This window comes from Chryseobacterium sp. UYP7 (assembly GCF_056279225.1).
Genome location: NZ_JBWBQW010000003.1, coordinates 103677 through 118097, shown reverse-complemented (window position 1 = coordinate 118097; position 14421 = coordinate 103677). Strand labels below are relative to the sequence as shown.

Here is a 14421-nt window from a genome sequence, read left to right as displayed (position 1 = left end):
TGATTTTGGATTTTGAATCTTGTAACTCGTGACTTGAATCTCGCACCTGAATCAGAGTTATCCACATATCCACAACCATCAAATAAACTTGTGTAAGCAATAACTTTTCTTTATTTTCGTTGATTAAATGTGGAAATCATTCTTAGCTTTTAAAGCTTTGATTATCCATACTGTTAATTCTAAAACTTTCCGAAAATCAGGATTAAATGAATTCAAAAAAAATCTTAATCGCAACGGCGATCTTCTATTTCGGCTTATCCGAGGCACAACAATCTCAATATTTCAGCGACCGCGAAAACTACCGTTTCAACCTCGCCGAAAATCTTTACCAGAATAAAATTTATAATGCTTCTCAGTTTGAATATGCGCGACAGTATTTCTACAACGAGAATCTTTCAAATTCAAAAAAAGAAGCAGCACAGTTTTTCGATAATGTCATCGGCGTTATTTTACGAAAAAATCATGCAGAACAGGGTTTAGATGCCTTCATCAAAGAATATCCAAACTCCGCGTATTTTGCGCAGGCCAATTTACCTTTGGCAGATTTCTATCTGGCGCAGAAGAATTTTGATAAAGCGTTGGAGACTTTAAAAAACGTGAATCAATACCAACTTTCAAAAGAAGAAAATACGCAGTACATCATGAAACTCGGTTATGCGAAATTCATGACCGGCGATTCTCAGGGTGCGATCGATGCTTTAGAAGAAGCGTATAAAACGACGGATGGTTCTGATAAAAATGATATTGCCTACATGTTGGGACATTTGTACTACGCAGATGGACAAAATGATAAAGCCTTCACTTATTTCGATCAGATAAAAGATAATGAAAAATATGCACGCGTTGTAAAACCGTATTATGTGCAGCTCTATTTCAATGATAAAGATTACGACAAAGCGATTGTAGAAGGAAACGCTTTGCTCAACGAAAATATTTCTACAGATTATAAAGCCGAAGTTCATAAAATGATCGGTGAAAGTTATTTCATGAAAGGCGATTACAATTCGGCTTATCCACATTTAAAAATTTATCTTGATAGCAAAGGAACACCGTCGGAAAGTGATTTATATGAAATGGGATTTGTTTCCGCTCATTTAAAAAAATATGACGAAGCAGTTTCTTATTACAATCAATTATTGAACAGCAATTCTGCGACATCTCAAAACGCTTACTATCAATTAGGAAACGCTTATTTAGAAGTTGGTAAAAAACAGGAAGCGCTTTCTGCGTTTCGGTCGGCTTATCAAATGACGTATGATCCGAAGGTTCAGCAGCTCGCTCATTTACAATATGCGAAGTTGAGTTATGAATTAGGGAATCCGTTTGAATCTGCTTCAACGGTTATTCAAAGCTATATCTCTAAATATCCAAACAGTCCAGATACGAAGGAAATGAAATCACTTTTGGTGAAATCGTATTTGTATTCGGGCGATTATAAAGGAACTTTGGCGGCGATTGATAAGATGCCGAATTCCACTCCAGAAACCGATAAAGTTGATCAGGAAGTTTCTTTTTTAATTGGAACTGAAGAATTCAATAAAGGAAATTTAGATGTTGCTGAAAAATATTTTCTGAGAAGTTTAGAATTCAATATCAATAAAGAATTTAATACAAGAGCAACCTATTGGTTGGCGCAAACCTATTATCAAAAAGCAAATTACCCGTCCGCAATTACGCGTTTTGAAAAATTGAAGAGTGAAAACTTTTTAGAGAAACAACAGCTGAATTACGATCTGGGTTACGCTTATTTCAAATCAAAGAAATTCGACAAAGCCAAAGAATATTTTATGGCTTATTTAAAAGATCCGAAACCGGAATTTAAAAACGACGCAGAACTTCGTTTGGCAGATACTTATTATGCGAATAATGACCTGAACGAAGCGATCGCCATTTACGATAAATCAGAAAGTGCTGATGATTACACCATGTTCCAAAAAGCAATGGCTTTAGGCTTCAAAGGTGATACGGTTGCGAAAATTACGGAATTGAAGAAGTTGCTGACTCAATATAAAAATTCAGAATATTTCGACGATGCACAATATGAGATCGGAACAGCTTACGCGGCGAATGATGATTTCAAAAGCTCAAATGATTATTTTACGCAAGTCATCAAAACAAGCAGTGATAAAGATCTGGTAGCAAATTCTCAGATTTACCGTGCTCAAAATTACATCGATCAAGGTGAAGATTCCAGCGCTTTAACTGAATTAAAGTCGCTTGGAAATCAATATAAAAATACGGCGTTTGCAAGTAAAATTGTTCAGGCGGCAAGACCGATCTTTATTAAAAATAATGATGTTTCGGGTTACCAGAATTTCGCTCAAAGTTTAGGCGTAAGAATCGATGCTTCCGAAATTGATGAAATTAATTTGAATAGTGCGAAGACTTTCTATGCAAGTAAAGATTATAAAAATGCCATTCCTCTTTTTGAAAAATATTTAACACAGAATCCAACCGGAGAAGGTTTGTATCAGGCGCAATATGAATTGGGCGAAAGTTATTTTCAGACCAATAATCCGACGAAATCATTATTGGTTTTACAGGATGTTGCTCAGGTGCAAAACGATTATCAAGAAGATGCGCAAACCAGAATTGCTCAGATTTATTTAGCACAGAACAACACCAATGAAGCGAAAAAATATTTGGTGTCGCTTTCAAACTCCACGAACGTGAATGTGAAAAACTTCGCGAATGTAGAATTAATGAAAATTTACGCTGACGAAAAAGATTTCCAAAAAGCAGAAATGTTAGCTGATCTGGTTTTACAAAATCCTAAAAATTCAACTTCGGTAAATGAACTGGCGAAAGTCATCAAAGCCAGAAGCTTGATGAACAATGGAAAAGACAACGAGGCGAAAACTGCGTACACAACTTTAGAAAAATCTTCAAATACCGAAGTTGCGGCCGAAGCTTTATATGCAAAAGCCTTTTATCAAAACAAAGGAAAAGCCTTTAAATCTTCTAACGAAACCATTTTTAAACTGGCTAATAATTATGCATCCGAAGAATATTGGGGTGCAAAATCTTTAGTCTTAATGGTGAGAAATTATATTGGATTGAAAGATAATTATCAGGCAAGTTACACGGCTGATCAGATCATCGCTAATTACGGTGATTTCCCGGAAATTGTTTCAGAAGCTAAAGATTTAAAAAAGCAAATTAAAAAGTAGGGACAAGTCGAGACTTGTCCAAACGACAGCATGCAAAGTATCTTTAACAAATTTAAAATACATTGTACATCAGACTTTTCAAATTAATACAAGAATAAATGAATAAGACCATTCAACATATATTTTTTATCGGTTTACTATTTGGCTCAACCGCAGTTTTTTCTCAGATCAAAGAAGAAAAATTGATTCTGGATCGAAAGCGTGAACCGGAAGTGAAGAAAATCGAGAAGAAGAAAACTTCCATCGAAGCAGAAAAGAACTATCCGCCTGAAGAAAAATCTGCAAATCCGCCGACTTACGATATTACGAATGTTCCGGCATCTTCAGATTTTAAAACTTCGTTAATTCAAGGAGAAGATATTTCGCCGAAGTTTGATGCGGATCATCAGAATAATTATTTCCAGATCGGAATGGGGAATTACGGTAAAATTCTTGCCGACGGAAATATTTCTACCAAATTAGAAAACGGAATGGAAGTAGGCGGCGATGTACATTTCCTTTCTACAAATGGTTTGCGAAAAGTTTATGACTGGAATTCTAAACAAAATTCCGGGAACGCTGGAGTGTATTTAAATTCTTACGGAGAAAAGGGGAAATTCAGTATCAACGCGGATTACGGTTTAAACGATTATAATTATTACGGAATTTATGCTTTAACGCCGGCTTCAAATAATGTCGATCTAAAGCAGAAGACGGACCGCATGAAAGTAAACGGATACTATGATTTTTATTCGAATGATATCTTAAATGATGTTCGTGTGAAATCATCTTTTTTAAGTGATCATTTTGGTGCGAAAGAAGATCAGGCAGAAATTTTAGTCAATTTATCCAAGCATGGAGTAGCGTTGCCGAGTTTTGATGATGTGAATTTTAATGCTGATTTAGGGCTTAATTTAGAAACTGTGAAAACGGATTTTAAATTGCTCAATGAAAATTCTTCTCAATATTTGAACGGAACTTTATCGCCGAAAATGACTTTCTTTAAAGGGAAATCTTACTTAATGATCGGTTCCGATTTTTCTTTTCTTAACGGGAAAACCGCGAGTTTGTGGAGAGGAGATGATTTTACATTTGCACAGGAGGATAAATGGAACAAAACGTACTGGTTTCCAAAAGCGGAATTACAGTTTGCGGCAGCCGATGAATTTAAGTTTTATGCGGGAATTACGGGTGGTTTAAAATTGAATACTTACGCAAATTTGCTGGAGGAAAATCCATATCTGGTTTCAGATCAGGAATTGCGTCCTACAGAAACAAAGTATAAATTCTATTTTGGATTGCGAGGTGACATCGATCAAAACATTAAGTACGATTTTAGCGCAGGATTTGGGAAAGTAAATGATATTTTATTCTTCCGAGCCAGTGATTTATTCAATAAAACGGTTGATTATAACCGACCATCGTATGATTTTGCTAATACTTTTTTCTCGGTGTACGACAATGGATCAATAAGTGAAGCAAAAGCCAGCGTTCAATATTTTCCTTTGGCAAATCTGGCTTTAGATGGTGAACTTAATTTCGAGAAATATATTCTGGATAATTATGAAAATATTTACTACAAGCCTTTGGTGAAAGCCAGTTTAGGCGCAAAATATTCGATGTTAGATAAAAAATTAAACTTAGGAGCGAAGGCAATTTTTGCGACGGATCAAACCACGAACTCTTTTCAGTTTGATAATGGCGGTATAAATCCGGACGTTTTTACTTCATCAGAAGACAGAAATGATAAAGTTGGAGGATTTGCTGATTTAAATTTGTCTGCAGAGTACAAAGTTCACAAAAATTTCAGTATTTTTGCACTCGGAAATAATTTACTCAACACCCAGTATCAAACTTACAAAGGTTACAAAGTTTTGGGAGCGCAGATTTTGGGCGGTGTGAAAATTACTTTCTAGTTATAAGCAATGAGTAATAAATAATGAGTAATCATAAATTGCTCATTACTTATCGCCAATTACTCATAAAGAAATGGCTGCGTAGTTCAACTGGATAGAATATCAGATTTCGGCTCTGATGGTTGCAGGTTCGAACCCTGCCGCGGTCACAACAAAAGGATAAAATTAATTTTTTATCCTTTTTTCTATTTAATTTACTATCAAACAATTCATATTGTTAAAGCAAAATTTTAAAGTAAAAAACGGCAAAACTTAAATAAGCTTGCCGTTTTAAATCTGGATCAAATCTTCTAATCGATTCAATCTTCTATATATATTGATGTGTTTCTATATAAATTCGACCGAAGAGAATTAATTATTGGTCACCATAAGTTTGACTTCAATATTATTTCTGGTTGCGTTCGAGTATGGACAAACCTGATGCGCCTGATCTGTCAGTTTCTGAGCTTCTTCCAAAGAAACTCCGGGCACATTTACATCCAGTTCTACCGCTAAGCCAAAACCTCCGTTATCAATCTGTCCGATGCTCACTTTTGCTTTTACCGTAGTTTCGCCGGTTTCTACTTTAGATCTTTTGATCATCAGGTTTAACGCACTGTCAAAACAAGCTGAATATCCAGCAGCAAAAAGCATTTCCGGGTTCGCAAAGTCATCGCTTGCACCGCCTAACGCTTTCGGAGTTTTAACCTCTAAATCTAAAATTCCGTTTTCACTTTTAACTTTTCCATCACGTCCGCCAGTTGCGGTAACGCTTGTTGTGTATAATGTTTTCATTTTATTATTTTTCTATTAATTGCATCAATTTGGTTACTGTTCCTTTCATTTCTAAAATATCAGCTTCCGTTATGTTAAGTTTTTCCTGCATTTTTCCCGGGATGATACATGCTTTTTTCTGAAGTTGGTTTCCTTCTTCTGTCAGAAATACTTCCACCACGCGTTCATCTTCCTTCTTCCGGTGCCGAATGATATATGATTTTGCTTCGAGTCTTTTCAGCAAAGGCGTCAAAGTTCCACTGTCTAAATATAATTTTTCGCCGATTTGCTTTACGGTTAATCGCTCATATTCCCAAAGTACCATCATGACTAAATACTGGGAGTAAGTTATGTCCAGTTCCTCCAGAAAAGGTCTATACAAGCCAGTAATTTCTTTAGCGATAACATAAAACGGAAAGCACAATTGCTCGCTTAATTTTGGGGTATCTTGATTTTCCATCATTCAAAATTTATAAAATTAAGTAACTCAATTATTTTCGGATGATAAATTCCTCCATTGGAATTCTCACCTTTTTCATATGAGATAAATAATCTTTTTCGGCATCTCTGTAACCGAGGTAGAGTAGGCTTACACTTCTTAATCCCAATTCTTTTAAACCCAACATTTCATCTACGATCTGGTTGCTGAAACCTTCTGCAGGAGTACTGTCGATCTTTAATTCTGCGGCTTGCGCCATCGCTAAACCTAAAGCGATGTAGGTTTGTCTTGCAGTGTGTGCAAAATGCTCCTCTTTGGTTTGACCGTTGTATAATTCTTTGATTTGATCGGTATAACTTCCGAATCTTCCTCTGGGTAAATCTCTTACATCGGTGTGATGATCGTAAACTTTGTCGATTTTTGCGTCTGAATAACTATCCCAGGCTGCAAATACCAAAACCTGTGAACAGTCTTTCATCACTTCCGGGTTCAATGCGCCCTGAACCATTTTTTCTTTTAATTCCTGATTTTCTACTACGATCACTCGGAAGGGTTGCAATCCTGAAGAAGTTGGCGCCAGTCTGGCAACTTCTAAAATCTTGGTTAAATCCTCTTGAGATACTTTTTTCGATGAGTCGTACGCTTTTACTGCGTGTCTCCATTTTAAATCTTCTATTAATGACATATATTTAATTTGTGTTGATTCTATTTTGAAGTGCAAATATAGGAAACAGTTATATTGTGCGCAATTTAATTGCTAAAAATATTATTTATTTAATTGATTCAAAAAAAACCATCTGATTTCTCAGACGGTTTGAAGAATTCGATCGTCGATTTAATGAGTAATTCATGAGCAGCTGAAAGCGTTTAGCAGCTATTCCCGCCTTCCGGTTTCTCCCGATTTTACATTGGAATTCATTCAAGATGGCTTGTGAGTTTATAGATTCTAAATATATCGGTAGATGAAGACTAAAACTTATTATGAATTTTCACTGATCAACTGTAGCAGATCTTCTGCGCCACCGTCAAATTTTTTCCCATTTACAAAAAAGGACGGAGTTCCGTTGACACCGCTCAATATACCGCTTTCGAAATCGTCATCAACTTTATCAGCTAATTCCGATTTTTGAACATCATTTTTGAATTGGTCGACATCTAAATTTAATTTTCCTGCTAACTCTAACAAAAAGTTTTCGTTCAGATCTTGCTGGTTTTCGTAAATAGCATCGTGCATTTCCCAGAATTTATTTTGCAAAGCAGCAGCTTCTGCTGCGATTGCCGCCGGACGTGCGTATTGATGAGATTCTGCTAGAGGAAAATTTCTGAAAACGAATTTTATATTATTTTCATACTTCCTCATCATTTCCTTTAAAACAGGATAAGCAGCGCCACAAGCCGGACATTGGTAATCTGCATATTCTACAATTTCTAGATCCGAATTGTCATTTCCCTGGATATGGTCAGAACTGCTGACCGCTTTTTTTAATGACATATTATTTTGTTTTAAGATTTTTTAATGCTTCTAAAATTCCGTCTGCACCAGGATTCACCGCCGTTGGAGACAGATAACTCCATTCGATAATCCCTTCTTTGTTGATTACAAAAAGCGCACGGTTGCATTGTCCTTCTTCTTCATCGTAAACGCCGTACTTTTTGGCTACTTCTCCCTTAGGTTCAAAATCTGCTAATAAAGGAAAATGTAAATTTCTTGTTTTCGAAAATTCTAAATGACTCCATTTGCTGTCAACAGATATTCCAAATATCTCTGCATCATATTTTTTAAAATAGTTAAGCATTTCATTATATAATGCCATTTGATCACTGCAAACTGGACTCCAGTCTGCCGGATAAAAAGCAAGAATTACATTTTTACCTTTAAATTCTGATAAGGATATTTTTTGATCGGGCGTTGCAAATAGTGTAAAATCGGGTGCAACCTCTTTTTCTTTTAACATATTAGTCTATATTTTAAAGTTAAGTGTACAAATAAAGAAGCAATAATTTAGCCGTGATCACTAAATTTACCGATAGATTTTAAGATTATCTTCAAAATAAATAGATAGAAACTTCCAAAAAAATCATTTAGAAATCAGATTGATCTGTCTGATAAATTGATAATTCGCACATCATTTCGTTGATTTCGTTTCCTCGATCACTATTAATGACAACGAATCGATATCAAAATTTCTTCAGATTTTACAGAAAAAGCATTTTTAAGTCCCTTGAACAACCGAAAAAATGCGCCATAATTATTTATGGGAATGTTTCGCTTAAATTTTTTATATTTGGGTACACACAAATGAAATGAAAAAAATCTATTTTTTTCTGATTGCCCTATGCGGTATTCAGATATTTTCGCAGATTACTATTGCTAAGGATAGTTCTTTCGGAAATAACGGTGCCTTTACGGCCAATCTTACATCTACCCAAACAATTCTCAACAGCAACGTGCTTATTTTATCGGATAGTTCGATACTCTATGTCGTTAATGGTGCAGAGAAGGATTATCTTCTAAAATTGAAATCTAACGGAAATCTAGATTCCAGCTTTGCCGTTAATGGCAAATTAGAATTTGAGCAGAATAATGCTATAAACGCGGTTCTGCAAGGTGAAAAGATCATTGTTTATTTCGGACCCAAACCCACAGATCTTAACACTTACGAAGATTCAAAAATATTGCGATACAATAGTAATGGAACATTAGATCAAACATTTGGTAATAATGGAATCCTAAATGAAGTGACTGAAAGTGCAAATCCACAATCTTTAAGTGTTTTGGTTCTTGCAGATCAAAGTTTAGTAATAACCAATTCCAATTCTACAAATCCTAAAAAGTATACGGCGAACGGTCAGCTACAAACCTCTTTTGGTAATAATGGTGAAATTATTTATGATTATCATTTTCCGCTGGGCCAGTCTTCAAACGGAAAAATAGCAACCTGCGATGTTAGTTCTCTCTCTTCCTCCGTATATTCGTTTTTTGACTTGAATTCTTTAACAACAAATACCGTATTAAATTTAAATAATAAGTCTTGTCACCATCTTAACGGAGTTTATTTACAGAATAAGACCAACCTTTCTACGCGTATGACCACTGACGGAATTGTTTATTCAATTTTTGAATATCAGAATTACCCAACTCCGGATTTTAGTAGATTAGTAGTGATGAAGAATGAGGAATTAAATCTTGATTTCAACGGGAATGGCTTTGTGACTTCTGAAGATGATGAACAGTTTTTAGATAGCGGATTTTCTAATAATGCATTTTTAATCTTATCTCAAAAATCAAATCAGAAATCATTAAAAGCTTTCTTATCAACTGGAAATCCTCTTGCTATTAACAACAGTGAGGATTTTGATCTTCAGTCTGGTCAAGAAATTGAAATGAAGGAAAATTATATTTTAGTAAATTCTATTCTTCCAGATGAAAATCAAAATATGAATCGCCTAAAAATTGAAAAGTTTATAATGGTAAATGAACTTCTTTCAACCTCAAATAATACGCTCAATAAAATTGAAATTGAAAATCCGGTTAAAGATTTTTTAAATATTAAGTATGCAGACAATGCTGAAAGTTTCGAGATTTATAATATGGAAGGCCGGAAAATTTCGGAAGCCAGCAACTTCAAAAATATTAATGCGACGAATCTTTTAAAAGGAAATTATATCATCAAGATCAATATGAAAAACGGAGAAATCTTTTCTAAGAAATTAATTAAGAATTAGAATTTGCTTTTTTAATAGCGATTTTAATTTAAGCTCCATTTAATTTTCATCCCAAAAAAACCGTTTGATTACTCAGACGGTTTTAATATTTTGCAAAGTGATTATTTATCCCATTTTCTTCGCATCAGCTACAAACTGCGCTAAGCCTTTGTCCGTTAATGGATGATTTAATAAATTCAAAATTGAATCTAAAGGCGAAGTCACTACATCAGCACCAATTTTCGCACAGTTAATAATATGCATTGGTGAACGGATCGAGGCTGCCAGGATTTCTGTATCGAACATATAATTATCAAAAATAATTCTGATCTCTTCAATTAGATTCATTCCATCTACTGAAATATCATCTAATCTTCCCAAGAAAGGAGAAACGTAATTCGCTCCCGCTTTTGCAGCTAATAAAGCTTGTCCGGCAGAGAAAATCAAAGTACAGTTGGTTTTAATTCCTTTGTTTGAAAAATATTTTAAAGCTTTGATACCGTCTTTGATCATTGGAATTTTAACGACGATATTTGGGTGAATTGCTGCTAATTCGTCGCCTTCCTTAATCATTTCTTCATAAGTCGTGCTCAAAACTTCTGCAGAGATATCTCCGTCAACAATTTCGCAAATGGTTTTGTAATGGTTCATCACAGCTTCTTTTCCGCTGATTCCTTCTTTCGCCATTAATGATGGATTGGTGGTAACTCCATCTAAAATTCCTAAATCCTGTGCTTCTTTAATTTGCGCAAGATTGGCAGTGTCGATAAAAAATTTCATATTACTTTTTGTTTTTGCAAAGGTAATATTTTCGGGTGCAATTAGAAAATGATTTCAATCTTAAAAAGAAACTTCATTCAGAAAAGGCGAATAGTTTTTAGATGTTGAATTCATAAGTCACATAGGCCGTTTTGATGATAAGTTCAATTCTTCTTATTTCCAAAAGTACTCATAAGCAAATGAATAATTTCCGAAGATAACCCAATCATCTGAGTTTCTTAAACATAATTTTAATGGTGAATTTCTTATTCAAATCGTGTTATTCGTGAAATTATTTGTGCCATTTGAGTTTAAGAAGAATTAAAAATGAAATTGTTTATCAATTATTTCACACCAAGTTTCTCCTCAATCACAGCCAACGCAGATTTCACATCACGCATTTTCTCCATAGAATCCGCATCGATCTCAATATCAAAAACTTCTTCAACATCTAAAATAACATCAACTAAATTAGCAGAATTAATATTTAAATCATTGATGAAGTCTGTGTTTTCATTAATGTTTTGCAATGCTGATTCATCCTTCACATAAGGTTTTACAATTTCTTTCAGTTTCTGAATAGCCTCTTCCTTGTTCATATTGAGAATTAATTTTTATTAAGAATATTTTTTAAAGATAATACATCCGTTCACGTCGCCAAAACCAAAACTCACTTTTGCCGCAATATTAATTTCCTTATCAATTAACTGTTGCGGAATGCATTCTAAATCGATGATTGCCGATATTTCTGGATTTAAATCTTCACAATTAATATTGGGTGCAACAAAATTTTCAGACAGTTGCAAAACCGTCGCCACACATTCAATACTTGCCGCCGCAGAAAGACAATGGCCTGTTAAAGATTTCAAAGAATTGATGTAAGGGAAATATTTTCCGAAACGATTTAAAGCTTCTGCTAAATTTTTAATTTCTGTGCTGTCTTTCGATGTTGCGGTTAAATGTCCGCTAATGTAATCGATGTCGTTTGCCTGAATTCCAGCATCGATAATGGCATCTTTCACACATTTTTGAACCGCTGTGGAGTTTGGAGCAGTCATACTTCCGCCGCCACGTTGACCGCCGCTGTTGAGATTTCCACCGAGAATTTCACAATATATTTTCGCATTTCGTGCTAAAGCAGATTCCAGATCTTCGATAACCAAAGCTCCGGCGCCACTTCCAGGAACGAAACCAGCTGCTGAAGCGCTCATCGGACGGGAAGCAACTTCGGGATCATCATTTGATTTAAAATTACAAACTTTTATTGCATCAAAACCTGCCCAAATGTAAGGGCCTGAATCACTCGTGCTTCCGGCTAAAATACGTTTTGCTTTTCCTGCTTTTATACGGTCAAAAGCCATTAAAATACTTTCTGTTCCGGTTGTACAGGCAGAAGAATTGGTGGTGACTTGATTTCCAAAACCTAATTTTCCACCCAAATAAGCGCTAATTCCACTGTTCATTGTTTGAGAAACGGCGGTACTTCCTAATTTTCTGGTTTGCAGCGCGTCGATTTTGTAAATACTTTCGCGAAATTTTTCAATTCCAGATGTTCCAGCACCGAAAATTGTTCCGCTTTCCCAATCTGGATTTTCGTCTTCTGACGGTTCTAGACCGGCATCTTTCCAGGCATCTAAACCTGCAATAACACCAAACATGATTCCGGTCGAATTGAAATTCCGCATTTCTAAATCCGTAAAATATTGATTGAGATTATCTTTATCAACAGGCGGAGTTCCGGAAACCTGACAGGAGAATTGCAAGTCGGCTAGCTGTTGATCAAACTGGATTCCGGAATGTCCATTTTTTAAAGCAGATCTGAAATTATCCAGTCCAACACCATTTGGTGCGACGACTCCTAATCCTGTGATGACAACTCTTCTTTCCATATTAATTCACTTTGATAATGCCGGCAATCATTCCTTCACAAACGATTTCGGATTGTTCATTCAGCATTTTGACTTTGCATTTTAATTTATTAAATCTAAAGTATATTTTTTCTGAAATCACAGTTACTTTTTCACCCGGAAAAACGGGTTTTAAAAATTCAATATCGGTTGATGTTAATCCAATTTGGCTTTCTGAATCCAGATCATTTCCAACCAGAAAAATCCCTAAACAAACCAGTCCGATTTGCGCCATAGTTTCCGTTAAAATAACGCCCGGAGTTACTGGATGATCTTTAAAATGACCTTTGTAGAAATCTAAATTTTCATCAAAAGTAAAAACTCCCTTTGCGCCATTTTCATCAACAGATAATAGTTCATCAACAAATAGAAACGGTTTTGAATAAGGTAATTTATCTACAATTTCTTCTGATTTCATTTTAAAAAATTCGTGTACGTGAAGATGCGAAAAAAATAGATAATCTAGCTTTGGTTGAATTAATTATTTTAAAGATTCACATCTTAATATTTAAATGGTTTCAAATTGAGAATTTATAACCCATGATAAACGTAAAAGTAACGAATAGAATAAATGCGCGATAAATTTAACAAAATCTTACCATAGGTCAGGAAGACTGTGGCCGGATTGTTGGTAGTTTTGCAATCACAAAAAATAATTAAATGAAACTCTTAGAAAAATACACATCAAAAAATTTAAAGTTAGAAAACAGAATTGTGATGGCGCCAATGACGAGAAGTCGCGCAGATAATGAAGAAAACCTTGCAAATGACCTGATACAAAACTATTATGCACAAAGAGCAACTGCAGGTTTGATCATAACCGAAGGCGTAAATGTGAGTAAAAATTCGGTTGGATACATCAACGTTCCAGGTCTTTATACCGAAAATCAAACAGAATCATGGAAAAATGTAACTACCGCCGTGCATGTAAATGGTGGGAAAATTTTCGCTCAACTGTGGCACGTTGGCCGCGTTTCACATCCAGATTTTCACGATGGAAAACTTCCTTTAGCGCCGTCTGCAGTAAATCCGGATACACAATCGTTCACTTATAACGGATTTAAAGATACGGTTACGCCAAAGGAAATGACCACTGAAGATATCAAGCAAACCGTAAAAGACTTTGTTAATGCTGCAGAAAATGCAATTAAAGCAGGTTTTGACGGGGTAGAAATTCACGGTGCAAACGGTTATTTGTTTCAGCAGTTTTTTGCATTGACTTCCAACAAAAGAGAAGACAGTTACGGCGGATCAATTGAAAATAGAGGTCGGTTTTTATTCGAAGTTTTAGATGCAGTTGGAGAAAAAGTTCCCTTTTCTAAAATTGGTTTGCGGCTCTCCCCCGATTGCGACGGTCTTTTCGGAATGAAGAGAGATGATGAAACGACAGAAATGTTCGAATATTTGGTTAGTAAATTAAATGAGTACGATTTGTCTTATCTGCACTTCAGTGGATTTGCAGGGAAAGACGATGATCCTTTGAAAACTGTTCTGGAAACTGCGGAACATTACCGCAAGATTTATAAAGGAACATTTATGATCAACGGTGGATTTACAAAAGAAACTGCCAATAAAGCACTGGAGGATGATCTTGCAGATCTGGTTTCATTTGGAATTCCATTTATTGGAAATCCGGATCTCGTACAGCGTTTTGCAGTTGATGCGCCTTTGAACGAGTTTGATAAAGATACTTTCTATACTCCCGGATCAAAAGGATATATTGATTATCATACTTTAAAATAGTCAAAGACAAACTATAGAAGTTTTTAGAATACATTAAAGTTTTTCGAAAG

13 protein-coding genes and 1 tRNA gene are annotated in these 14421 nt (G+C 35.2%); 5 read left to right on the top strand and 9 right to left on the bottom strand.

The window, feature by feature from the left end:
• Window positions 1–206 precede the first annotated feature (206 nt).
• The 3 genes from ACZ9HT_RS08135 to ACZ9HT_RS08125 all read left to right on the top strand — a co-directional run bounded on the left by ACZ9HT_RS08135 (window position 207) and on the right by ACZ9HT_RS08125 (window position 5214).
• Complete coding sequence (locus ACZ9HT_RS08135; protein ID WP_476039975.1) at window positions 207–3170, top strand: tetratricopeptide repeat protein; 2964 nt, start codon at window positions 207–209, stop codon at window positions 3168–3170.
• A 98-nt stretch (window positions 3171–3268) separates the two neighbouring features.
• On the top strand, window positions 3269–5065 hold the full coding sequence (locus tag ACZ9HT_RS08130) for a TonB-dependent receptor (RefSeq protein ID WP_476039974.1): 1797 nt from the start codon (window positions 3269–3271) through the stop codon (window positions 5063–5065).
• Window positions 5066–5140: 75 nt separating this feature from the next.
• Window positions 5141–5214, top strand: a tRNA-Arg gene (locus tag ACZ9HT_RS08125).
• Between the two features lie 202 nt (window positions 5215–5416).
• Here the strand turns inward: ACZ9HT_RS08125 and ACZ9HT_RS08120 are convergent.
• The 5 genes from ACZ9HT_RS08120 to ACZ9HT_RS08100 form a co-directional block, all read right to left on the bottom strand.
• A complete protein-coding gene (locus tag ACZ9HT_RS08120) occupies window positions 5417–5839 on the bottom strand; it encodes an organic hydroperoxide resistance protein (RefSeq protein WP_476039973.1) in 423 nt (140 codons plus the stop codon).
• A gap of 4 nt (window positions 5840–5843) precedes the next feature.
• The gene (locus ACZ9HT_RS08115; protein WP_476039972.1) at window positions 5844–6281 is read right to left on the bottom strand and encodes a MarR family winged helix-turn-helix transcriptional regulator; all 438 of its coding nucleotides are present in this window, start codon (window positions 6279–6281) and stop codon (window positions 5844–5846) included.
• A gap of 28 nt (window positions 6282–6309) precedes the next feature.
• Complete coding sequence (locus ACZ9HT_RS08110) at window positions 6310–6942, bottom strand: NAD(P)H-dependent oxidoreductase (RefSeq protein ID WP_476039971.1); 633 nt, start codon at window positions 6940–6942, stop codon at window positions 6310–6312.
• Window positions 6943–7236: 294 nt separating this feature from the next.
• Window positions 7237–7749 (bottom strand): DsbA family protein, encoded by a 513-nt coding sequence (locus ACZ9HT_RS08105; RefSeq protein WP_476039970.1) that lies wholly within the window; start codon window positions 7747–7749, stop codon window positions 7237–7239.
• Window position 7750: 1 nt separating this feature from the next.
• Complete coding sequence (locus ACZ9HT_RS08100) at window positions 7751–8212, bottom strand: redoxin domain-containing protein (RefSeq protein WP_476039969.1); 462 nt, start codon at window positions 8210–8212, stop codon at window positions 7751–7753.
• Between the two features lie 349 nt (window positions 8213–8561).
• Here ACZ9HT_RS08100 and ACZ9HT_RS08095 point away from each other — a divergent pair, with 349 nt between their 5' ends.
• A complete protein-coding gene (locus ACZ9HT_RS08095; protein ID WP_476039968.1) occupies window positions 8562–9983 on the top strand; it encodes a T9SS type A sorting domain-containing protein in 1422 nt (473 codons plus the stop codon).
• A gap of 105 nt (window positions 9984–10088) precedes the next feature.
• Here ACZ9HT_RS08095 and fsa read toward each other — a convergent pair whose 3' ends face one another.
• From fsa to ACZ9HT_RS08075, 4 genes are all read right to left on the bottom strand, one after another.
• The gene (gene fsa, locus ACZ9HT_RS08090) at window positions 10089–10742 is read right to left on the bottom strand and encodes a fructose-6-phosphate aldolase (protein ID WP_476039967.1); all 654 of its coding nucleotides are present in this window, start codon (window positions 10740–10742) and stop codon (window positions 10089–10091) included.
• A gap of 323 nt (window positions 10743–11065) precedes the next feature.
• Window positions 11066–11320, bottom strand: a complete 255-nt coding sequence (locus ACZ9HT_RS08085; RefSeq protein WP_476039966.1) for an acyl carrier protein — start codon at window positions 11318–11320, stop codon at window positions 11066–11068.
• Window positions 11321–11338: 18 nt separating this feature from the next.
• Window positions 11339–12610: a beta-ketoacyl-[acyl-carrier-protein] synthase family protein gene (locus ACZ9HT_RS08080; protein ID WP_476039965.1), complete on the bottom strand. Its 1272-nt coding sequence runs from the start codon at window positions 12608–12610 to the stop codon at window positions 11339–11341.
• 1 nt (window position 12611) lies between these two features.
• Window positions 12612–13046: a 3-hydroxyacyl-ACP dehydratase FabZ family protein gene (locus ACZ9HT_RS08075; RefSeq protein ID WP_476039964.1), complete on the bottom strand. Its 435-nt coding sequence runs from the start codon at window positions 13044–13046 to the stop codon at window positions 12612–12614.
• A 242-nt stretch (window positions 13047–13288) separates the two neighbouring features.
• Between ACZ9HT_RS08075 and ACZ9HT_RS08070 the strand changes: the two genes are divergently transcribed.
• A complete protein-coding gene (locus tag ACZ9HT_RS08070; RefSeq protein ID WP_476039963.1) occupies window positions 13289–14371 on the top strand; it encodes an alkene reductase in 1083 nt (360 codons plus the stop codon).
• Window positions 14372–14421: the final 50 nt, after the last annotated feature.